Annotated in this window: 30 protein-coding genes; 14 read left to right on the forward strand and 16 right to left on the reverse strand. The window is 36.8% G+C overall.

Translation table 11 applies throughout. The features are described 5' to 3' along the window. The first annotated feature begins 199 nt into the window (after positions 1-199). From C1A09_RS15570 to C1A09_RS15605, 7 genes are all read left to right on the forward strand, one after another. The gene (locus C1A09_RS15570; RefSeq protein ID WP_005783188.1) at positions 200-799 is read left to right on the forward strand and encodes a recombinase family protein; all 600 of its coding nucleotides are present in this window, start codon (positions 200-202) and stop codon (positions 797-799) included. A 136-nt stretch (positions 800-935) separates the two neighbouring features. Beyond that, positions 936-1,685, forward strand: coding sequence for a type IV toxin-antitoxin system AbiEi family antitoxin domain-containing protein (locus tag C1A09_RS15575; RefSeq protein WP_005783186.1), 750 nt, complete (start codon positions 936-938; stop codon positions 1,683-1,685). Further along, complete coding sequence (locus tag C1A09_RS15580; protein ID WP_101546092.1) at positions 1,675-2,700, forward strand: nucleotidyl transferase AbiEii/AbiGii toxin family protein; 1,026 nt, start codon at positions 1,675-1,677, stop codon at positions 2,698-2,700. The genes C1A09_RS15575 and C1A09_RS15580 overlap by 11 nt, the downstream gene beginning before the upstream one ends. Before the next feature lie 195 nt (positions 2,701-2,895). Continuing rightward, complete coding sequence (locus tag C1A09_RS15590) at positions 2,896-4,173, forward strand: toprim domain-containing protein (RefSeq protein WP_005783182.1); 1,278 nt, start codon at positions 2,896-2,898, stop codon at positions 4,171-4,173. Positions 4,174-4,251: 78 nt separating this feature from the next. After that, on the forward strand, positions 4,252-4,776 hold the full coding sequence (locus C1A09_RS15595; protein WP_032541952.1) for a helix-turn-helix transcriptional regulator: 525 nt from the start codon (positions 4,252-4,254) through the stop codon (positions 4,774-4,776). After that, a complete protein-coding gene (locus C1A09_RS15600) occupies positions 4,773-5,672 on the forward strand; it encodes a nucleotidyl transferase AbiEii/AbiGii toxin family protein (RefSeq protein ID WP_101546094.1) in 900 nt (299 codons plus the stop codon). Before C1A09_RS15595 ends, C1A09_RS15600 begins: the two co-directional genes overlap by 4 nt. A 675-nt stretch (positions 5,673-6,347) precedes the next feature. Continuing rightward, a complete protein-coding gene (locus C1A09_RS15605; RefSeq protein ID WP_005783170.1) occupies positions 6,348-6,653 on the forward strand; it encodes a hypothetical protein in 306 nt (101 codons plus the stop codon). Between the two features lie 82 nt (positions 6,654-6,735). On the opposite strand, the gene C1A09_RS15610 is transcribed toward C1A09_RS15605, so the two are convergent. The 3 genes from C1A09_RS15610 to C1A09_RS15620 form a co-directional block, all read right to left on the reverse strand. After that, on the reverse strand, positions 6,736-7,179 hold the full coding sequence (locus C1A09_RS15610; protein WP_005783167.1) for a hypothetical protein: 444 nt from the start codon (positions 7,177-7,179) through the stop codon (positions 6,736-6,738). Positions 7,180-7,525: 346 nt separating this feature from the next. Further along, positions 7,526-7,762, reverse strand: coding sequence for a winged helix-turn-helix domain-containing protein (locus tag C1A09_RS15615; protein WP_005783165.1), 237 nt, complete (start codon positions 7,760-7,762; stop codon positions 7,526-7,528). Positions 7,763-7,884: 122 nt separating this feature from the next. Continuing rightward, positions 7,885-8,085: a winged helix-turn-helix domain-containing protein gene (locus tag C1A09_RS15620; protein ID WP_005783162.1), complete on the reverse strand. Its 201-nt coding sequence runs from the start codon at positions 8,083-8,085 to the stop codon at positions 7,885-7,887. A 780-nt stretch (positions 8,086-8,865) separates the two neighbouring features. Between C1A09_RS15620 and tet(X) the strand changes: the two genes are divergently transcribed. After that, entirely contained in the window at positions 8,866-10,032 is a 1,167-nt protein-coding gene (gene tet(X) / locus C1A09_RS15625; protein ID WP_101546096.1) for a tetracycline-inactivating monooxygenase Tet(X), read from the forward strand. Positions 10,033-10,244: 212 nt separating this feature from the next. On the opposite strand, the gene erm(F) is transcribed toward tet(X), so the two are convergent. The 7 genes from erm(F) to C1A09_RS15665 all read right to left on the reverse strand — a co-directional run bounded on the left by erm(F) (position 10,245) and on the right by C1A09_RS15665 (position 14,952). After that, positions 10,245-11,045 carry a 23S rRNA (adenine(2058)-N(6))-methyltransferase Erm(F) gene (erm(F), locus tag C1A09_RS15630; RefSeq protein WP_002682030.1) on the reverse strand — a complete coding sequence of 267 codons (801 nt, stop codon included), beginning with the start codon at positions 11,043-11,045 and terminating at the stop codon, positions 10,245-10,247. Between the two features lie 10 nt (positions 11,046-11,055). Next, positions 11,056-11,376, reverse strand: a complete 321-nt coding sequence (locus tag C1A09_RS15635) for a hypothetical protein (protein WP_032541962.1) — start codon at positions 11,374-11,376, stop codon at positions 11,056-11,058. Positions 11,377-11,702: 326 nt separating this feature from the next. After that, positions 11,703-12,674, reverse strand: a complete 972-nt coding sequence (locus C1A09_RS15645) for a hypothetical protein (protein WP_005783149.1) — start codon at positions 12,672-12,674, stop codon at positions 11,703-11,705. Positions 12,675-12,691: 17 nt separating this feature from the next. Next, complete coding sequence (locus C1A09_RS15650; RefSeq protein ID WP_005783148.1) at positions 12,692-12,952, reverse strand: hypothetical protein; 261 nt, start codon at positions 12,950-12,952, stop codon at positions 12,692-12,694. A gap of 17 nt (positions 12,953-12,969) precedes the next feature. After that, entirely contained in the window at positions 12,970-13,182 is a 213-nt protein-coding gene (locus C1A09_RS15655) for a hypothetical protein (RefSeq protein ID WP_032581880.1), read from the reverse strand. 46 nt (positions 13,183-13,228) lie between these two features. Then, the gene (locus C1A09_RS15660) at positions 13,229-14,647 is read right to left on the reverse strand and encodes a relaxase/mobilization nuclease domain-containing protein (protein ID WP_005783146.1); all 1,419 of its coding nucleotides are present in this window, start codon (positions 14,645-14,647) and stop codon (positions 13,229-13,231) included. Beyond that, positions 14,644-14,952, reverse strand: a complete 309-nt coding sequence (locus C1A09_RS15665; protein ID WP_005783145.1) for a plasmid mobilization protein — start codon at positions 14,950-14,952, stop codon at positions 14,644-14,646. Before C1A09_RS15665 ends, C1A09_RS15660 begins: the two co-directional genes overlap by 4 nt. A 502-nt stretch (positions 14,953-15,454) precedes the next feature. Here C1A09_RS15665 and C1A09_RS15670 point away from each other — a divergent pair. The 3 genes from C1A09_RS15670 (at position 15,455) to C1A09_RS15680 (ending at position 16,962) form a co-directional block, all read left to right on the forward strand. Beyond that, entirely contained in the window at positions 15,455-16,150 is a 696-nt protein-coding gene (locus C1A09_RS15670; protein ID WP_005783141.1) for a ParA family protein, read from the forward strand. Between the two features lie 4 nt (positions 16,151-16,154). Then, on the forward strand, positions 16,155-16,643 hold the full coding sequence (locus tag C1A09_RS15675; protein ID WP_005783140.1) for a hypothetical protein: 489 nt from the start codon (positions 16,155-16,157) through the stop codon (positions 16,641-16,643). 94 nt (positions 16,644-16,737) lie between these two features. Continuing rightward, positions 16,738-16,962, forward strand: coding sequence for a hypothetical protein (locus C1A09_RS15680; RefSeq protein WP_005783138.1), 225 nt, complete (start codon positions 16,738-16,740; stop codon positions 16,960-16,962). A 38-nt stretch (positions 16,963-17,000) separates the two neighbouring features. Here the strand turns inward: C1A09_RS15680 and C1A09_RS15685 are convergent, their stop codons facing one another. The 6 genes from C1A09_RS15685 to C1A09_RS15710 all read right to left on the reverse strand — a co-directional run bounded on the left by C1A09_RS15685 (position 17,001) and on the right by C1A09_RS15710 (position 20,533). After that, a complete protein-coding gene (locus tag C1A09_RS15685; protein WP_005783137.1) occupies positions 17,001-17,588 on the reverse strand; it encodes a recombinase family protein in 588 nt (195 codons plus the stop codon). A 56-nt stretch (positions 17,589-17,644) separates the two neighbouring features. Beyond that, a complete protein-coding gene (locus C1A09_RS15690) occupies positions 17,645-17,827 on the reverse strand; it encodes a hypothetical protein (RefSeq protein WP_245875063.1) in 183 nt (60 codons plus the stop codon). A gap of 82 nt (positions 17,828-17,909) precedes the next feature. Beyond that, positions 17,910-18,113, reverse strand: coding sequence for a hypothetical protein (locus C1A09_RS15695; RefSeq protein WP_032541951.1), 204 nt, complete (start codon positions 18,111-18,113; stop codon positions 17,910-17,912). Positions 18,114-18,764: 651 nt separating this feature from the next. Next, the gene (locus C1A09_RS15700) at positions 18,765-19,958 is read right to left on the reverse strand and encodes a hypothetical protein (protein ID WP_005783131.1); all 1,194 of its coding nucleotides are present in this window, start codon (positions 19,956-19,958) and stop codon (positions 18,765-18,767) included. Positions 19,959-19,967: 9 nt separating this feature from the next. Next, positions 19,968-20,270 (reverse strand): type II toxin-antitoxin system RelE family toxin, encoded by a 303-nt coding sequence (locus tag C1A09_RS15705; RefSeq protein WP_005783129.1) that lies wholly within the window; start codon positions 20,268-20,270, stop codon positions 19,968-19,970. Beyond that, positions 20,267-20,533, reverse strand: coding sequence for a hypothetical protein (locus C1A09_RS15710; protein ID WP_065421929.1), 267 nt, complete (start codon positions 20,531-20,533; stop codon positions 20,267-20,269). The genes C1A09_RS15705 and C1A09_RS15710 overlap by 4 nt, the downstream gene beginning before the upstream one ends. 157 nt (positions 20,534-20,690) lie before the next feature. On the opposite strand from C1A09_RS15710, the gene C1A09_RS15715 reads away from it, so the two are divergent. The 3 genes from C1A09_RS15715 (at position 20,691) to C1A09_RS15730 (ending at position 22,150) form a co-directional block, all read left to right on the forward strand. Beyond that, complete coding sequence (locus C1A09_RS15715; RefSeq protein WP_005783125.1) at positions 20,691-20,897, forward strand: hypothetical protein; 207 nt, start codon at positions 20,691-20,693, stop codon at positions 20,895-20,897. Positions 20,898-20,988: 91 nt separating this feature from the next. Continuing rightward, positions 20,989-21,552 carry a conjugal transfer protein TraO gene (locus C1A09_RS15720; protein WP_005783228.1) on the forward strand — a complete coding sequence of 188 codons (564 nt, stop codon included), beginning with the start codon at positions 20,989-20,991 and terminating at the stop codon, positions 21,550-21,552. A 187-nt stretch (positions 21,553-21,739) separates the two neighbouring features. Beyond that, positions 21,740-22,150 carry a hypothetical protein gene (locus C1A09_RS15730; RefSeq protein ID WP_005783224.1) on the forward strand — a complete coding sequence of 137 codons (411 nt, stop codon included), beginning with the start codon at positions 21,740-21,742 and terminating at the stop codon, positions 22,148-22,150. Positions 22,151-22,173 lie beyond the last annotated feature (23 nt).

Genomic DNA, 22,173 nt, shown 5'->3' on the forward strand with positions numbered 1-22,173 from the left:
AGTTTACTTCTAGGGCTGAAATACCTACATAATGCCGTTGTGCATAAACACTATGTGTACATGCACATAACACTAGTAATAAAGTTAATTTTAATAATCTCATATTCAGTTTAAAAAAAGGTTCGTTTTAATAAATTCAAAAATCACCTTCTCTATATTTTTCAAAGGCTATGTACGTGCTACTTTTGCCGTAAAAATTATGAAATATGGTTATGCACGTGTATCAACTCCGGATCAATGCTTAAATCTCCAACTGGACGCATTACGTTTATACGGAGTGGATCACATCTGTGAAGAAAAAATATCTGGAAAGAATAAAAATAAGCCTGTTTTAGATGCTTTAATTGCAAAATTAAAAACAGGAGATCAGCTTATCGTGTGGAAACTAGACCGATTAGGAAGAAGAACCTGCGAACTTATAAAACTTCAAGAAGCTCTTGAAAAGAAAAACATTGCTCTAATTAGTCTAACAGAGCAATTAAATACATCAACACCAATCGGAAAGTTTGCGTTTCATCTTTTATGCTGTATTGCAGAAATGGAGCGAAATATAATTTCCGAGCGTACAATAGCCGGTTTGACTTCAGCAAAGGCAAAAGGACGAATAGGAGGACGCAAGCCCGGTCTAACAGATCAAGCTAAAAGGAAAGCTAAACTAGCGGCTATAGAATACACCAAGTATCTACAAAATGAAATAGGCACGATAGATGATGTTTGCCGGATAGTAGGAGTTTCCAGAGCTACCCTATACAAGTATCTAAGGATAGAAGGGATTAACATACAGGGCAGAAAAAGATAAGAGAATATTTTTCCGAAAGTATATTCTTAATTATCTGTCTACTAACTGATAATATCAAGTTTAAATATAAAAAATATACTTAGAAATTTGCTCAATACTATCAAATTTGATATCTTTGAAATAAATTCTAAGTAAAATGAGTAATATAATATCTAAATATAAAGAAACAGGCATGATAAGCATAGATCAACCAGTAGGATATAACACCATGAAATCCCGTCTTTACAACTGGAAAAAGCGAGGTTTGTTATCACATATTCGCCGGGGAGTATATTTGCCGGCTAACATACAGAACAAGTATCAGATAGCTTGCAATTCCGTTGATAATGGTTGCCTAGCTTATCATTCTGCATTAGAGTTCTATATGTTACAGACACAGGAATTTAACTGGCTTTATGTGCACAGTTCTACTCCCTTCCGGTCTTTTGAGTACCTGAACCAGCGTTATGTATATAAGCCTTTGCAGTTTATATACAAACCATTGGTTACAAAAAAAGATACCGGCTATCCTATCACGGTTACATCAATCAGCCAAACCATAATTGACTGCTTAAACAATATAGGCTTAGCCGGTGGCATTGAAGAACTGTTATTTGCCTTAATCGAGGTTGATCCGGATTCCGTAATAGAAGAAGATATGTTAGAATGCCTGAAGCTATACCAAAAGAAAAGCCTGTATCAACGTACAGGATTCATCCTGTCCCAGCTTCAGGAACAACTAAACCTATCGGATATGTTCTTCGATGTATGTAAAAAGAAGATGGGTAATACAACAAGTTACCTTACAAATCCTTCCCGTTGTGATACCTATTTCAAGGAATGGAATGTATGTGCGCCTAAAGATGTAATGAAAGAAATAGAGAAAGGAGTATATTATGAGTTTTGATTATACACAAGAAGAAATCACTAGACTAGCAAAAGAAAATAATTTTACGGTTGCTGGAATAGAGAAAGTTATGCGATTATCCAATATCCTCAATGACCTTAACAATCAGCCGGAGTTTAGCGGTAAATTGTTACTGAAGGGGGGAACGGCTATAAACCTGCTTGTTTTCGATCTTCCCCGGCTTTCTGTCGATCTGGATCTTGATTTCTCTAAAAACGTATCTAAAGAGGATATGTTAGCGGAGAGAGAACAAATCAACAAGGCTTTAGATAGCTATTTCCAGCAGAACGGGTATAGGAAGACCGAAAGAAGTAATTTTACCCTAGATTCTCTCTCTTTGCACTATAATACGGTGACAGGAAGCGGAGATAAGATAAAACTAGATATAAACTATCATAATCGATCCCATATATTCAAACCGGAAGTTAAATCTATTGAGTTTCCCTTCATCAGAGAGAACAAGACTTCATTTGTAGTAAACTACGTCAATCCTATCGAATTGTTTGCAGGAAAGATAAAGGCGTTCTATGAAAGATGTAAGCCTAGAGATATATATGACCTCTTCTCCCTTGCATCCTCTGATATATTGACGAGCAAAGAAGAAAGGGATCTTTTAAGGAAATCCATTGTTTTTTACTCTTCTCTTGGCAATCCGGAGAATAAGGAAATGTTAAAGGCTGATCCAAAACAAAGCATAGAGAATGTGACCTTTACGGAGATAAGGCAGCAGCTACTTCCGATGATGCATACCAACAGCGGAAAATATCCCATGCAGGAGATCAACGATAAGGTGGCTGATTTCGTATCTTCGCTAATGAAATTAGAGCCTTCAGAGGAACTGTACCTGTCAAACTTCTACGCTGGGAAATATAAGCCGGATCTTTTGTTTTCTGATAAGGAGATCCTGAATAACATACAGGATCATCCTATCATCATAAGAACACAGCAACAAATAACCGATTCTATTTTTTCAGATTCAATAAAAAAAACGATTTTACCCGGATCGCCGGGCTGAAGGATGAAGGGTATATCCCTTCCCCTAAAATAATAGACGAGCTGAAAAAATCCGCACCGGCTCCAACAATGATAGCAGTCCAGAAGATCTTCGGTCTGTCCTCTGACGCTCCCGGATTAAGCAACATCAAACTAGCCCAAAGCGATAATGTAGGGCTAGGTAAAGATAAAAGTAATAACCTAAAAATCTGACGTTATGAAAGTAGACTTTGACAAACTGAAAAGGGATGTTTCCCTTCCGGAGTTTTTTCTCTATTTAGGCTGGAAGTTTGTTTCCGGATCTTCCAACTCGTCCCCTAAGATGAGCAACGGATCCGATACCGTTATTATCAAGAAGAATAGTAAGGATTACTATACCTATTGGGACGTTCACGGAGAAGCACGAGGAAAGACTATCATAGATCTAATGCAGAAGCATATCTACGACCAGACCGGGAGAATGCCTAGCCTGCGAGAAGCCGGGGAAGCCGTTCAGAACTATGTAAACAATAAAGAAGTCGTATTATCTCAAGATAGCCGGTTTGGAGTTAGCAACGCAAAACTAGATCCTAATCAGCTGGCGTTCCTGAACAGCCAACTGAAACCCTATCAAGGGGATTTCTTGCAAAAGAGAGGAATTACTCAAGATACACTATCTTCACCGGTATTTTCCGGGGTATTCACCTCTAGGGAACACCGGAAAGATGGAAAAGTCTATAATAATACCTGTACCAGACTTATTAACCAAAACGGCTTTCAGGGTATTTCCCAAAGGGGGATAAGACCTGAAGACGGCAAGAGCTTCAAAGGCATATCAGGCAACAAATACGATAGTATCGTAGTGTCTAAGCATGACAAGACAAGACCAATAGAGCATATATATATCAGTGAAAGCATGATCGATGCTGCGTCCCATTATCAAATGAAGCTTCTGAATACCGAAAAGAACATCTTATATATCAGCACTGAAGGGAACATCACACAGGGACAAATGGGCGTTATAAAGCTGCTCCTGTCAAAGCAAAATATTAATAATATAACCGATCAGGTTACTTATATATTTGACAATGATAGCAACGGCTATAAATATGCGCTGAAGCTAGATACATTCTTAAAAGGTCAAGAGTTACCCAATATTGAAGGTCTGCCAGTTGAAGAACTGAAGGATAAAGTTCTTCAACTGCCTAACGTGGAGTTATCGGTAAACAGTGATTGGAACGATGATCTACAAGCATCCATATCAAAAGGCAAGGAATGTGAGTTCCAAGATGCCATAAAAAAAAACGATTTTACCCGGATCGCCGGGCTGAAGGATGAAGGGTATATCCCTTCCCCTAAAATAATAGACGAACTGAAAGGATCCGCACCGGCTCCAACGATGATAGCAGTCCAGAAGATCTTCGGTCTGCTCTCTGATACTCCCGGACTAAGCGACATAAAGCTAGCCCAAAATGATAGGCAAACAATCGGGAAAAATATTGAGCAGGCATTATAATTTTTCCAAAATAACAATAACCAAATTTGGTTATTGTATTAAGAGTCATTATTTTTGCCAAAACAAAATTATAGTCCTATGAATATAAAATATGAAAAATACTTGTCAATGGAAGATGTTCCGGCAGGTAAGATATTGGATGTAATCCTTAAAAAAAGGAATATATCTCAAAAAAAGTTAGCGCATATGTCAAATGAATATCCGCAACGTATTTGTGACTATATAAAAGGGGAACGAAAATTCACTATAAAAGCCTCCATTTCAATAGAAAAAGCGTTAAACATAAACATTGAAGGCTTTTTCTTTAAAATACAAGCCAACCATGACATATATACCTTCATAATGAAAGAAGAGCGAAAGAAACATCCTGACTTATCTAAACTAAGTAAAGGATTATTTTGGGACACACGAATAGATAAGATAAATTGGATAAGGAACAAGGAATGGGTTATACAACGGGCTTTTGAATATGGCAACGATATCGAGATCAAGGAGATTATTCGGTTCTATGGAATAGAAACCATAAAACAAGTCATTCCCAACATAAAAAACAAATGGAATAGTAACACAAGAAACGATAACTATCAAAAATACATTCTATGAACTTACATTATGAAACTGTTTCTCCTTTATTAAAAGAAACTCTGCAAAAGCTGGTCAATAGTCCTATTTTTAAAGATTTCACGCTTATAGGTGGAACCTGTTTGAGCCTACAACTAGGACATCGAAGATCTATTGACATAGATTTATTCACTGATATAGATTATGGAACCATGAATACAAAAGAAATGAAAGAGTTTATTCAAAGGAGTTTTCCATATTCCGAGAATACAGATTCTCTGGACACATCAGCTTTAGGATGTACACTATACATGGGGGACTCCCCTATAGACAAAATTAAAGTCGATTTTTTCTATACTGAAAAATTTATTTTCCCCATACAAGAAATCGACCACATACGAATAGCAGACATACGGGAAATAGCAGCCATGAAACTATCTGCCATTACAGAAGAAGAACCAAGACAAAAAGACTTTTGGGATATCCACGAACTAAATGAAAAATATTCATTCAAAGATATGATCGACTGGGGAATAAAAAGGAACGAATGGAGTGTTACAGAGGAAGGTATATTAAATGGGTTTCAAAAAATAGATTCTGTAAAAGAATCACCTGAAGGAATAGATTGCTTCAAGGGTAACTACTGGTCATTAGTAAAAGATGATTTAAAAGAAATGGTAGATCAATATCTAAAAGAAAAAGACTTTTTTCTTGCCATAAAAAAAAATGACTTTGCACAGATCTCTTTCCTAAAGGATGAAGGATATATCCCTTCTCCGGAAGCGATAAACAACCTGAAAGGATCCGCACCGGCTCCAACGATGATAGCAGTCCAGAAGATCTTCGGTCTGCCCTCTGATGCTCCCGGATTAAGCAACATCAAACTAGCCCAAAGCGATAGCAAAGAACTAGGATTAAACACAGAAAAAAGTATCTAAACACAGATTTTTTCCGAAAGTATAATAACGGGATCAAACAACCGGCTACCGGAGTACCCATGCAGGAATATATCTTTCCAGCTGGTAAGTGCTTGCACCTATCAGCCGGAAAGGTTTATTCCGGGTACTCCTTTTCCGACTGTTCGGATCGGTGAAAGTCATTCGGTTTACCGGATGGCTCACCGAACCGATCAATCGGAAAATAGCCTACCTTATTCGGGTGGGTGGGCATTATGCGTTAAGGATTGAAGCGTTTACCATGTAGAAGCGGAAAGCCTGACCGAAGGGAACGCCTAAAACATAAATATCATTTTGCTACTCTCCTACTCCATTTTATAGCTGGACCTGTCCTTATGCTCAACTGTGGCAATATCATTTTGTAATAACCGGCTAGCTGTTTTTATGGTGTAACGCTCCGATATTGCTTTCTTTTTGATAGATATGCAAATGCAAGAAGCCCCCCGGCGAAAACCCCGCCGGAGGCAATTGTAGAAAGTCTGTGTATCGTTTCCACAAAATGTGGAAATGATACACAGATAACAGTTCTTCAATAAATATATGTGTTTTTTGTATGCTTTTGATTATCAGGTATATATGACTTGTTTGTTTGTTTGGCACAATGTTTGTTCTTTGTCTTTCAGAAACCATATGTTAAATATTTAAATAGATTGGATTATGAAAAAGGTATTATTTGCAGTAGCACTTGTTATGGGATTGGGTAGTTCAGTGGCATTCGCCGGCAACATGGTATCGGATGTTGAGATTGTGGTAATGGTGAACGATTATAAGCCAATCGAGGTAAAGGATCTGCCGCAGGCGGTTCAGGACACGATCAAGAAGGATTTCGCAGACCTGACAATCAAGGAAGCCGCAGTTGAGGAAAGCGAGGAAGGCACAAAGACCTACAAGGTGACATTTACCGATGCAGAAGGCACGGACAGCGAAGTGTTCTTCAACGAGAAGGGCGAAGTCCTGAAATAAAGCAAATGAACAGCAAAAAGAGAATTCAATTAAACTGTGTCAGCAAAATTAATATTTTATTGCTTTGCTGACACAGTTTGTTTTACAGCCCCTCCGGTTCCGGTGACTTGTAAGGCTTGAAAGCAACCCGAACCTCCTTATGCTCATCGATGACGAAAGTCTGCTCCGGCTCCACAGAACGAATAATGACGCCATTGACTTTCCAATACATGATTGTCCATGATTTGGAATGGGTAGCACGAAAATGCACCGTTGTGCCTTTCGCTATTTCAGCCGGAGAGATCAATTCTCCTATCTTTTCCGCAGCCGTATTTTCCAACTCCGGTTTAGCCGAAAGCTGACCTTCACCCTGATCCACACCAAATGCCAGCACTACTTTTTCCACTGCGGGAGGAAGAGGAGGATCTTCATCATTGTCACAAGAAACCGCAAATAGCGTAAGCCCATACAACAAAACAACGACAAAAGAGAGATAACCGATCTGTCTCATTAAGCCGGTTTCTTTTTTTTCCATAGCAGTTTTCATAAGCTTATTTTTTGTTTACCCTACGCAAAGATAACAATTTGTTGGCTAAAAGGGGTTATTAAATATAGTGTTTATCACTTAATGATTTAAGGTTAATATCCTGTAGGTTGCAGGGAGAACAAACGGGAACAGCCGTTCCCGCCCCTTTCGGATTGTATGCCAGCACCCCTAAAAAATGCCTTGTCAAAGACAAGTAGTAACACGCCTGTGTTACGTTTTCGACTTTTCAGCCGTCCGACCGCCACCCCGTCCGATTTGACTTGCCTTTGAGGTTATATATGCAAATGCAAGAAGCCCCCCCCGGCGAAAACCCCGCCGGAGGCTTTTACAATTCAAAGGGAGGTGTTTAGAAATAGACGTTCAACATAAGGTATAGTAATGCGTTCTTATCCTTAGTGTCGTGGTGTTCAAGCTCGAATTGAATCTTGTCCTCACGAGCGAGCCAGCCTATCGCACTGGCGACTTCCAGATCATTGAACCCTGTCAATTCCTTTACTTCCTGCAAATTCCATTTCCGGTGTACGTCTGTGCTTAATAAGCGCCAGAGTTTCCCTGCGTTCTCTCTGATGATGTGCTTATCCATACCTGTATTTTTTATAAGTTTATAAATGGTTTCAAATGGATAATGAAAAGCACTTTTACATCAATAGTGTTACGCACTGCAAACATTCCAGCGTTTATCGTTTATCCTTTTGATACGTTGTATCACTCTTTCCTGATATACAGCAAACCGTTTCGCCGTTCGATGTATATCTTATTCTCACGTGCGAGCCACCCGGCGGCGAGTGCGGTTTCATCAGCCGCAAGATTTAGCCTTCTCGCAAGCTCGGCAATGGTTATAAGTCCGGTTTCGCCTAATTTTTCTAAGATGATCCCGGCTTTAAATCCTATATTTGCTTTTTCCATGATAAAGTTTATATTTTAATGGTTCAAAAATATGTATATATTTTATTATTCAAAGCATGTAGAAATACAAATTAGAATTTACCCCCCCCGTTAATAGATTTTAACAATATGAATATTACGTTCTATTCATTCCATTTTGCGGATGAAAAGAACTTTACAATTCTATCTTATAGGGGGTTAATTTAGTAATACCTTGAATTCAAATCACAGAGAAGTGAATAGACAGTATTACCCGACAGAGCAACTACGACAAAGCAATGCCATCAAAAAAAATGACAGCACACACAAAGCATAGACTGATTGTCTTGCCCTAAAAGATTGATTGGAATTTATTCAGGACTGCCTATCACTTAGATAGAAGTCCAAGGTCTGCTGAAATACATAATTCAAAAATTGAAATTGCTTGACTGCAAATTTAGTAACTTTGCTTGACAAATTAACGAGAAAGAAGAGAAAATGAAAGCCGACCGCATAACATCACCTATACGCAAGCAGGGGGTTCGTGCTTCGTAAGACAGGAAAGTGGTAAATTTAAAGTTCAGTTCATCGTAGGTAGCTTAGTGGTAAAAATCCCTGCCTGCGTATAGCTGCAAACCGTTGTTAGCAATCCGCTGCGCTCCTTGCTAACAATGGCTCGGCGACTTACGTCGCTTGCCGTAAGCCGCCGCTTCGCGGACTGCTTACAACAAGCGACTTGGCTAAATAGCTCCGCTTTTGTATCTTCGATACAGCTTCGCTACTTCGCCAATTCGCCGAGCCATTGTTATGGGCCATTTTTGAATGACAATGCGAATAGATACAGACAAACAAATGAATTTACTTAGTGATAAGAACGTTGCAATAATTGGTGGTGGACCCGTTGGACTGACTATGGCAAAATTATTACAGCAAAACGGCATAGACGTTTCAGTTTACGAAAGAGACAACGACCGAGAGGCAAGAATTTTTGGTGGAACCCTTGACCTACACAAAGGTTCAGGTCAGGAAGCAATGAAAAAAGCGGGATTGTTACAAACTTATTATGACTTAGCCTTACCAATGGGTGTAAATATTGCTGATAAAAAAGGCAATATTTTATCCACAAAAAATGTAAAGCCCGAAAATCGATTTGACAATCCTGAAATAAACAGAAATGACTTAAGGGCTATCTTGTTGAATAGTTTAGAAAACGACACGGTTATTTGGGATAGAAAACTTGTTGTGCTTGAACCTGGTAAGAAGAAGTGGACACTAACTTTTGAGAATAAACCGAGTGAAACAGCAGATTTGGTTATTCTTGCCAATGGCGGGATGTCCAAGGTAAGAAAATTTGTTACCGACACGGAAGTTGAAGAAACAGGTACTTTCAATATACAAGCCGATATTCATCAACCAGAGATAAACTGTCCTGGATTTTTTCAGCTATGCAATGGAAACCGGCTAATGGCATCTCACCAAGGTAATTTATTATTTGCTAACCCCAATAATAATGGTGCATTGCATTTTGGAATAAGTTTTAAAACACCTGATGAATGGAAAAACCAAACGCAGGTAGATTTTCAAAACAGAAATAGTGTCGTTGATTTTCTTCTGAAAGAATTTTCCGATTGGGACGAACGCTACAAAGAATTGATTCATACGACGTTGTCATTTGTAGGATTGGCTACACGGATATTTCCTTTAGAAAAGCCTTGGAAAAGCAAGCGCCCATTACCCATAACAATGATTGGGGATGCCGCACATTTGATGCCGCCTTTTGCAGGGCAGGGAGTAAATAGTGGGTTGGTGGATGCCTTGATATTGTCTGATAATCTAGCCGATGGAAAATTTAATAGCATTGAAGAGGCTGTTAAAAATTATGAACAGCAAATGTTTATCTATGGCAAAGAAGCACAAGAAGAATCAACTCAAAACGAAATTGAAATGTTTAAACCCGACTTTACGTTTCAGCAATTGTTAAATGTATAAAATGGAATAAAACGGCACATAACAAACAAATTGGCAATAGAGCCGGTGAAGTACTTCTATTGAACTTTTGTGCAATGTTGAAGATTAGTAATTCTATTCAACATTTGTGCTAAAAGTCGGCTCCATCGCCAATTTGCCAGCCGTTATGCGGCAGCTTAAAAAAAGACGACACCAAACCAAAAAAATCATCTTGACAACCACCCGACTTTGAACTACGAAGGATGAAATTTTTCAGGGACAACTTCCAGCATTTCCAAAAAACAGTTTAACCATTGACTTGGAGACAAACAAACAATTTGAGCATTAAGGTTTAAACCGAATTTTTCCGAAATTGACCTGACCTGACTTTTCCTGAAAATCGACTTTAAAGCTGTTTTTACAGATAAATCAGGTTTCTCTAACAGACAGGAAATAAATGCTAAGTATTTGGCTTTAAACTTAAAATCAAAAAATAAGTGTTTTCTTTTAATGTTTAACAGGGCTGATTTGACAGTTGGCGGTGGCAAGAAACTTTCAGGACCTACCTCATAGACAAGTTTCAAATCAAAAAAAGTATGATAGAAAACGGTATATGGATTGTAAAGCTTCCTCGAAAATAACTTTTGTGTAGGTTCTAATTGAAGGACAATGGAACCTCCCAGAAAATTTCCAAGACTCTCAAACATCAGGATTTTGAAAATATCGGAAGTAATGCCATAAGGAATATTTGACACCACTTTGAAAGGAAATTTCGGAACTGCAAAATTCCTAAAATCACAACCGACAACTTGAACATTTCGGGCATCAGAAAATAATTTTCGTAAATGTTCAACCAAAGCTGTGTCGTTTTCAATAGCAACAACATTGTTGGCGATTTTTAATAAATGAACAGTAAGAAACCCCTTGCCTGCCCCAATATCTAAAACCGTATCCTGATTACTTATATTTGCTTGTCTTATTGCATCTTTTATTAGCACTTTATCAATAGTAAAGTGCTGACCCGTAAAACGAACGGGCAATTTCTTTTTTGTCATTAGTAACTTCTTACAGGTGAATACTGAAAAACAACGCTCTGAAACATTCCCTGTCACCGTTAAACAGGCACAAATATCTCCCCTTTACATCCTCAAAGAGGATATAATACAGGCAGGAATTAACCCCGAATTTATTTGTTCTGATGATCTTTGCATGGCTTAATCTTTGGCGTACTTGCTTTTCCGTCAGCCCTTCGATGTATATCAACCCTTTCATGTTCTCCATTTGTCCGGGTGTGATCTTGAGCGAGCTTAGTAGTTCGTTTAGGTCAAACAGCTTAGGAGTGTTTGACAAGCAGTTTAGGGACTGTTTTCGCTGTGTCTTTTCCATTGCCATAAGGTTTTCGCTTGTGCCCTACACCAAGCCAATAAACATAAAAAAAGCGGAAGGGCATTCGCCTATCCGCAAGCGAGGGAGTCCAAGCCCTATACACACAAACAGGAGATACCCCCCGCATATCACGGGGAGCATTTATCTGTTTCTCTGTGTATAATGCAATTTTTGGACTTTTCGCTTGCACAGAAATCAGCTAAACGCTTTTTTTCTTCAATATGTAAAAACACGGTCGGTTTACGACTGCACAAAAATAACAATTTCCCTATAAAAATGTTTCCTATTTAGAATAATTTTTTCTTGTTTATCAGATAAACAACAAGCTACATTTCTATATACTCAATATTTTCCAAACCATATAACGGGATGATATTCCGAAAGAACACATCTATTGCTAGAGGATGGTTTTGAAAAGCAAGAAAAGATTTCCCCGCTACGGATTCCAGCCGGTAAATGGTCACTTCATCTTCTTCCCCAAACTGTTTCCTTAACTTATCATTGATCGTTTTCTGCATCTTAGACATAAGTTTAACCACCGTAACAGGATTCCAACGATCCATTTCTACAGTCACCTGCTTACTGTCGGAAAAAATAGAAATGCTTTTCTCAATTCCTTTAGAAGCTATATAGTAAGAAAAGAACAAAAGAGCTTCTATGCCGTTTTTGCCTACGTACAGATTGATCCTAGCGTTTCTCTCCTGCGCTTTCTTGCAGACATGCGCACAAAGGATAGGATTAGAAGAAGGCAGAAGATAAGAAGTATTCTGCTGCTCTGTCTGTCCTTCTAATATACTAAAGATAGCAGGATTCCAGCACACGTTTACGACATCAGAAGTTACATCTTCATATATCGCTGCACAGCAAATATCATTGTCAAACACGAGCTGATACTCTTTACTTTCCGGGTTGAACTGGTAAAAGTTCCGGATCTTATGCGCACTCTTCAGTTCAAAAAGGAAATAGCCCTCGTTATTTGAAACCTTTCTCACCTTCCGGATCTCCGTTTTTCCTTCAGTAATATCAAAGAGATAAGCTATCAGATCTTCTTTGCTACATACGTGATCAAAACTAAACTCCTTCAATTCCTCGCTTTCCGATTGCACCTGTACTTTCGCTTGGATGGATATAGATAATTGAAAAGCGCTAAGATCTTTGAAATCGAACAACTCCAAACAGGATATCTTGTTTCGTTCCGGTGAATAAATTATATACTCCCGGTCATTAATATAATACCGGTACATGAAATCGCCGGTTTCTAACGGCTGGTATGGATTTAAAACTTCGCTGTAGTTCATGATTAACTTGTTTTAAATTAAATGCAATTGGTTCGATATGTGTATTCATCAATCATATCATTACCGATAATATCAGGTAGCTCAAAAAATCTTGTAGCTGGGCAAACATGGGCTTCAATCTCTATGCAAAGACCGTCACCCGGCATATAGGCACAACCTACGCTATCGTTCCAGTTTATATGCTTTTGGGCTGCTTTAGCTACTTTATCGCAAGCTGATAAGTATTCAGCATATTTACTGTTTGCTCTTTTTATTTTTTTGAATAGTATATCGTTCATTTCCGATTCGTTATACGTTAATCTTCATCTTCAGGCATTAATTGTCCTGCTTCATAATAATACTGAGAACATATATCTGATACTTCATTAGATAAATAGTCCTGTATTTCCGAAATTTTATCCAACAGCTTATCACGAGTATCTATCTCTTCCGGATCAATACTGAACCCAGAATACTCCTCAAACGATTTTATCAATTCGCTTACGTTTTTGAAGCGATTTGCTTCCATACTAATTTGCTTCTTTTTTTTGCGCATTTTCTATTCAATTTTGTTATTAATATGATAATCCTTTATTTCGCTTTTTCTTTTTCTTGTTGTCCGGAAGATCTTCATCACCTTTCCGGTGCTTCCCTGATCCGTTATCTAAAGCCATTGACATGGCAACCGGGTACATATAGATAAGATCCTTCTCCCATTCGTGCGGATTACTCGCATAACACACGATAACCGGATCGATGGGTGTTGCTCTCTCCTGTTCTTTTCCCTGTTCCGGATTCTGCTCTTTTTGGAAGAAGTCTTGTATGTTCTGATAGGTTAATCTCCTTGATACATCAGAGCTTTTAAAGATTTCCGGAGTATCGACATTTGTAAGGGCAAAGGATATGCCGTATATCCCTTTACCGTTGACGTGCTCGATCAGATTTATATTATGCTCCGCTAGCCGGTCTTTAAAATCTTCATAGCTGGATGAACCATTAAGAACTGCAAAGATCTGGTTATACAGATAATGCTTTTGCTCGTCTGCGGTCATTTGTTTTCCGGCGAACAAAAGTTTCCCAAACCGGTACGATTCCGGAAGGGCTGTATCTTTCAGATAAAAGCCCCTATCAGGAATGCCATATACATAATGAGATTTCCCCTTGTCCGATACCAGACGCATATAATACCCTTCTTTTTCCAATCGATCCCGGAACTCTTTCATGTTGCCGCATTCCTGACGCAAACGATCCATGACGGAAAGTAACTCGTCCTTGAGTAATGGATTAAAGAACTTTCCTTTTGATAACATATCTAACATATTTTCGTATGTATCTTCCCCCAATATGATTTTCCATTCCGCATTAGTATAAGCCTTAGTCATATCAGGATTAATCGTTTTAAAGGTTTCCGACTGCCCTAGAAGATCCTTCACCCGTTCTTTTGCATTATGGCTGCGCAAAGCCTTGTGCAAAGCTGTGTCAAAGAAATATTGCCGGTACTGGGATTCTCCCAACGTCTTGTTCCGGGAAGACTTTCCTTTCTCCATAACTTCAAGCCCATGTTTAAGCTCTAGCTCTCGCATGATCTTTCCAGAACGTCCCTTGCTGTAACTATCAGAGATCCACAAGCCGTTTAAGTCTATCGTAGTGGCAAGTATATGTACATGTCGGTGGTCCTTATCATCGTTCTTTATGATGGTGTAGCAAGAATCACCGTATCCCATTCTTTCCAAATATTCTTTCGCTACTTCAGAAAACTTTTCGTCCGGAAGATCCTCCCCTATCGGGCTGCTAAGAATAAATTCTATATATGGTGATTTCACACGATCATTCAGACCAGCAACAAGGGACATATTACGATACATATTAATAAGAGAATCACCAGAAGAATTATATAATTCCCTAGCTACACCGCTTTCAATCTTCTTTAACTGATAATCGATTTTACGGTTTAATGCTTCTCCTACAAACGGGTCTTGTATCTCCGCTATCATATTAGTTTATCTGTTATTTGCTTCAACTCTTTAATGTACATCTCTATACTTTCCAATGAAAGACGAATATTTTCATCAACAGGTAAAGAGTTAACATGCTTTGCAAGTTGATTCAAATTAGTACCTATTTTTTTCAGTTCAAAGACGGTTTGAATATCCGCTTTTGAAGTTATCCTTTCCCCTAAAACAGATTTTCTTAAATACATAGAAAGTGTTACACCTTCAGCTTTAGCTCGTCTGAAAACCTGTTCCTTTTCTTCTTCAGAAAGACGTGCCCGAATAACTTTAGTTCTATTCTCTTTCATTCTATATTCCTATTCTCTATTCTAATGTATGTGAGTGAAACGAACATCACTCGTCAGCTCGGCTGTCGCAAGGTGGGTTTTGTAGCTACAAAACCACACCTTGCATATACAAAGATAGATAAAAATTATAAAGCACCAAAACTTTAAGATCTATACTTTCGGAAAAATCAACCCAAAGAACTGATTCCCTAATTAACCAAGTAACCAGATAACTTAACAAAAGGAAGAACTGAAAGCACGGCAACAAAAAAACAACTAGTTAGCTAGTTTATCAGAAAACTAATTAATCCATAAACTAATTAACTAATTAATAAATAAATCAAATAACTTATTAACTAGATAACTAATCTATTAATTGTATAATTAACCATTTAATTAACTAATTAGTTTATTAAATGGTTATGTAATAAGATTATTGGTTAATTATTTGTTAAACAAGCTGATTAATTTGTTAGTTAGATTATTAATTCATATATTGCGAAAAATTTAAACTCGTAACGTTATGGGAAAAATATTACCGGGTATATTCGTAGCATTCGAGAACCCAAAAGGTGGAACAGGTAAATCAACATTAACAGCCTTGTTCGCAGGATATGTACATGAGAGCCACGAGCAGACAGGTTTAACCATTGGCGTTGTCGATATAGACGATGCGCAAAATACAATGGGGGAGTTAAGAGCTTTCGATGAAGCACAACAGGAAGAGGATATAAAAGACGAGTATGAAGTAATGAGTATATCTTCATCAGACTTCATTAACAGCATAGAATTTCTCAAAGAAAGTTTCGATATAATAGTGGTTGACTTTCCGGGAAACTTGAAACAGGCAGGAGTAGTAGAAACCCTAATGATGATGGATGTGGTCATTATACCTTTTGCTCCTTCAAAAATCGAAGTATTGCACACTGTAAAGTTCTACAATTACTACAAGGAAAATATCTTATCTAAACGAGAAAGTCTAGGTTACAAAACAATAGTAAAAGGATTGCCTAACAAGGTAACACCTAATTTGCTTGAATATAAAGAGCTTATAGCAAACAAAGACAATTTACCTTTCGAGCTACTGAACAATCATATCAAGGAAAGCAAAGTTAATTACCAAAGAAACCTTTCTACGATAATAAACAACTATAATCACACCTGTGATGATTTCGGAGAAGAAATGATACAATTATTAATCAATTACGTTAAAAAATGAAATTATGGCTGAAGAAAAGAAAAATACAGGAAAACCCAAAACATCAATGTTCGCATTGGTACAGGCTGGTAAAGAAGAAGCTAAGAAAGTTCAAAGTATAAAATCTGTTTCATCACAACAGACTTCAGAAGAGAAAATTCCGGAAGTACAACCAGCAGCCAGCACCACAGAACCAGCTAAAGTTGTTGCTCCAGTACAAGAAGAAGAAATCATTCAGGAAAATGAGAATATGACAGAAGAACCTTCAGAATTTCCCGAATCATCTTTTCCTAAAGGTCTTTCTTTGCTTTTCGCTAAAAGAGAGATAATAGACACGGAAACGATAAAGATACCTAGAGAGTTCCATCAAGAACTTAAAATACTATCTACAATGTCAAAAGTTCCAATGATGCAAATGCTAGGAAATCTGCTTGAAGCATTTTTGGAAGAAAATAAGAAAGAAATAGCAAGCTATAAACGCAAATTCATAAACGGTACTTTAGGAAAAAAATAGCCATAAGGAAAGGTTGTTTTACCTTTCCTTATCATATTAATTAGTAAATCATTGACAATAGAAGACATGTAAATAATCAACTAAAAATATATATATGGGAATAATAAAAGTGCAATGCTCTTGCGGTATGCTATGGCTAAGTGAAACACTTGGCGGTTATGATACCATTTGCGACCATGACGGAAAGATTTGCGGTGCGGTCAACTACCAAGATGAACAGTTCCAAATCATTCAGCCGGAAGAATGCAAGAAGCACAAAAGGGACACAATGAAAGAACTCAAAGGGGCTTTGCAACAAGTTAAAATGGAAATAGGGTAGGGGATTTCCTACCTTACTTTCCATTAAGAGATAACCGGTTACTGGTTTTGTTTTGGTTCAACCCCAACAGAACGCAAATATTTATACAAAGTTCTCGTGGAGATATTGAGAATTGAAGCGATCTCTTTTGCTGAATAGAAGGGATCTTTTGACAGATACATTTTCTTTGCCTGCTCGGCTTTCTTTTTCGCTAAATCATTTAAGCCGGGCTTTCTTCCTCCTGTTCTTCCCTCACGTTTTGCGACTTCCCAACCTGCAACCGTTCTTTCTGTACGTAAAACCTGATCGATTTCTGCCAACATTGAAAATATCGGGATCAAAAGTTTCCCGGAAGGAGTGGACGTATCGATATTATGCGTTACATCGACAAGATGCGCTCCCTTATTCATTATTAGATCTACATTCGTCCGGATTTCCTTCATGGATCTGCCTAAACGATCCAACGACCAGACATATAAGATATCCCCAGTTCTAAGATCTTCTAATGCCCGGATTAATTCAGGACGTTCTTTAAACGCTGATTTTTTTTCTTGATAAATTTTCTCACAACCAGCCTTTTCTAATGCTTCCAATTGCAAAGCTGGATTCTGATCCGGAGTCGATACACGTGCATATCCTATCTTCATTATAATACGAGGATTTTAATTCTTCATTAAACATTTATTGAGGATTTCATTTTATACTAATTTACATTATTTAGCCAATCTAGAGCCTCCTGCAACGTATAGGCATATTCCGCATGATAAATATATGAAACTTCATCACCTTGCCTATATTCACGGTCATTGTCTGTTTCTCCTAGAATGTACTCCATGTTTGGAGTTCCTAATCGATGCACACCTATACAATAGGTCAGATTTTCCACTCGCTGGCTTTTTTTAGTTGCTAAAAGAAATATCCTTTCTGTATCAATTGCCATATTATTACTCCTTTCTTATTATTTGAAATTATCGCAAATGGCTTATATTTAACCACCATCCATCAGTTTCTAGTACATTTTCCCTACTATTATTATCCTGTATAACTATATGATCATCATATAATCCATATGTATCACTACAGTCTGCACAAGTGAAGCCTATGGAAACATTGTACTTCATAAACAACTGAAGTAAATCTTTCTTCAAATCTTTAATATCATCATCAGTCATATCTATTATGCTTTTATCATTTTACTTTTTGTAAAGGTAGTAAAATAATTTAGTAAAACAATAAAGTAAAATGTGTTTTTTCTTGATACATGCCAAAAAAAACATTTTACTTAACGTATACCAAAAGTAAAACAGCTGTTGTTTCTCTTTCTCACCTCTGATTAAAGGAGATTGGAGAATTATTACTTTCCTCAAAATATGACAATTTGTCATGCCCGATAGTATTTTTCCGAAAGTATGATGATATAAGCTGAAGGAAAAATATCATTTTTCCGGTCATTTCTTCTGTCCCCCTTTGGGGGATTATAGGGGGTTTAGGTTTTTAGGTTATATTAAGAAATATGGTGTAGCCTTTTACACAGCTGGAAAAAATCACTTTTCATTAATTATCTAAAAATCAACACTTTATTTTTTTGCGATATCTTTAATATGGTGTAGTATTTTACACAGCTAAATTCAAAAGTGTAGTGTTTTACACAGCTAAATTTTCAAAAGTGTAGCATTCTACACAGCTGGAAACCTAAAAGTGTAGTATTTTACACAGCTGGAAACCCAAAAGTGTAGCATTCTACACAGCTGGAAACCTAAAAGTGTAGTGTTTTACACAGCTGGAAATGTTAACAGAATTGAAAAGTGTAGTGTTTTACACAGCTAGATAATCTTTTCCGGTTCAGGTGTCACAGTAGGTGGATTTTTAACTATAAATTCCTTTGGCTCACGTGTCACAGTCGGGGCATTACTAGTTAATCCAAACTCTTCAGGGGTTTTTCCAAATACCCGAAAGAAATTTTCCCTATATACTTCCTCTTTCAGTGCTTTGTTTTGTGGAGAATTAGCCCATGCCAAATAATCTTCATACAAGTTTCGATCAGATTTTATATCTTCAACTTTGTTAACCCGATCTCTGCCTACCGCACAATTAGGAAAAGCTAAACCAGCGTATCTCCATAACAGATCACTATAGAATCTTTGAGTAAACATAGCGGTATAGCGTTCATCAAAATAATCAAGCGTTTCTTGAGAAAATTCAAAATCTACCGTATATGCCCATTTATCATTAGCACCTTTAACGTACTTAAATTGAAAGTTGGTAAATCTCAAGTGTTCATTTATCCCCTTCAAAACTTTTGTTACATTTCTTTTCCTTTCCTTATTCTCTTCAAAATTGAGGTTGAACAACTTAGCCAACTGATCAACGGTTAATCTGTAACTAGGTGCATCTCCTGTTTTGATTTTATACTTAATAAGATATATCATTTTCGATAGTTCCAAATAGAAATATCGATATTTGGAAGGTAACTCTCTATAATCCTGACTTTCAATTAGATTATAGAGAGTATAAACAGAATCCTTTATCAGATTATTCAGAGTAGCACTATATAATCTTTTCGTTCCTTTCTTGGTTTTAAAATTTGTCCGGATTTCAAATTTGGTAAGGATCTGAATAAATATATATGAAGTGCCTTCGCTTGTAGAAACAGGATAAGACATATTTTCTAAGCCAAGTTTATAAAGGGCGGCTTCAAAAACGGTTTCTATGGGGTGGCTTATTTCCTCCCCGTTTATATCCTTACAGATATAATGAGGTGAGCGTTTTCCAAAAAGATCCTTCAGCTGTTCCTTAGATAGTTTTCTTTGAAGATTTGTCCGATTATAACCCATTTTATTACAAAAATCCTCTATTGAGAACCATGATTCACCAAATAGATCTCTAATATGATTCCCACAAAGGTAAATTATAATATCTAGCATTACACTACCGCCAGAATCATATAAGCGCTCAATTAGCCCAGAATTGTAACTTTCACTTAATAGGCGTGGAACCCGGCTTAATTCTTTTTCCATAATAAATTATCATTTATCCTTTTTCCGTAACTCTGACTGTACTTTTTTATCGTATGCTTCCCCTCTTGATACTAGATATTCAAATTTAACTGTATCATCTACAATCTTAACGTGGAAAATAAAGAATGCTCTATAATCTCCTATACGAATCCGATATACTGATTTATAGGCAATGAGTTTCTTGCAATTAGTAATTTCATCAATACCATTAGCATTCTTCACTTCCCGGATCATATCAAGGACAGAAGACAGAACTTTCCCTGATAATTTATCTACTGCCTTTAAAAATGGCTTTGAATATTCTACATTCATGATAAACCATATTTCTGTTCAAAGGCTTTTTGTTCGGCTTCACTAACCATGACATGCCCTTCAGGTTGATTCTTGGAAAGAAACGTATAAGTTGTTATATCTTCTAAATCATTAGCAGCGGAGATCAATAAGCCTTCCATAAAGGCTTTAGCTGATTTCCCTTCCTTAGCTGCTTGTACGGATAGCACAGTTATAACGTCTTCCGGCAGATCCAACAGTTTCTTTCTCTTATCAATTTGGGTGTTTGAGATTGTTGTTCCCATAATCATTTATGTTTTAAATTAATAATCTATATCTTTGCATGAATTAATCGCCCAACAAAGATATATAACATATACAATATATATAACATATATAAGTTATATAACATTCGATTTTTTGATACATTAAACTATATATACATTTTTTAATATTAAAGAAATGGATAAACTGACTTTGGAAGATTCTTTCCGCGAGCTTATTAAACAAAGAAAGTGGTATGTAAATTCCCTACGTTCACCTATTCAGGCGAAATATGATAAAGCGACCTTTCAAAAAGGGGGCAAAGTTCCTGAAGAACGAATCCGGGACTATTTAGCTGCCGCTGGTTGGAAATGTGTTCAGCCTGAATTATGGGAGAAAACATAAAAATTACAATATTTAACCACAAAATTTTTGCTGTTTTAAATATTTATTTGAATTTTGCATTCAATATAACGAACCTTTTTTTAAACTGAATATGAGATTATTAAAATTAACTTTATTACTAGTGTTATGTGCATGTACACATAGTGTTTATGCACAACGGCATTATGTAGGTATTTCAGCCCTAGAAGTAAACTATGGATTGAATATTTTTGGTAGGAATAATACTAACTTAAACCTTTCAGTATCAAAGTATAGGAGTCGAACAACTTACTGGAAAATAGGTTTGAACTATTTTGAAAAGTCTTATAACTACAGTTATGAAAGCAATACTGCGGAAGTTCCAACGATAGTTTCTTTTAGCTCTACAGCAAAAGATTACTATATTGATGCTGCTTATTTCAAAACAGTTGCGACAAATCTTTCTTCACTTTATTTTAGCCTAGGTCTAGGTCTTTTTACAGGTGTAGAAGCGTACAAGAGGCAGGATAATAAGTATGATTTCTTACTTGGTTTAAAGATCGAGCCTGAATTAGAATACTTTGTATCTCCACGAGTTGCGATACTTGGACGTGTTAAGCAGTATTGGAGTCCGTTTAGCTATGCAAGCAAATGGAATACAGTCTGGAATCTTGGTGTTAAAGTCCTTATTTATTGATTATGATATTATTATCAGCTGATGTAAGCGCATTGATTGACTTATTCAAACAATGTGGCGAAATGCTAGCCGGTGTCGGATTTGTCTGTGCAGGTCTTGCGGTTATAAAAAAAATAATAACTAATCATGAGAAAATGAAAGAAGCTATAATTACGTATATCGTTGCATTAGTAATATTTATACTAATATGGTCGCTTATATAAATATACAAATGACTGAATATCTAGCCACTAATTATTCATTATTTGATCTGGCGATAGTTACGATAGTTATTGTTTCAATTCTAATTTTAGGATTGGTCTATTTTTCCGGAAGTAAAAAGAAAACGGAGTGTACAGCTTCACTATCAGTTGAAGAAGAAAAATCTGATTCTGATCTAGTTTTATCTCCACGCATAACAATAGTTTTTCAAAAGGATCTTTCAGATGATGAAGAATTAAGTAGAGAGATAGCGGATATGTATATTTCAAACCGGGCGTACTATTATGCTGGTAAGATACCACCATTCCAGCATCAAGTACTTTCGGAAAAATCAGATGATGTTTTTGTCAAATATGAAAGTGTTGATTTTTCCGCTTTAAGCAAGATTGATATATAAATAACATGTATAAAATAACAATT

Origin of the sequence: Bacteroides cutis (assembly GCF_900241005.1) — a bacterium.
Taxonomy (GTDB): Bacteria; Bacteroidota; Bacteroidia; order Bacteroidales; family Bacteroidaceae; genus Bacteroides; species Bacteroides cutis.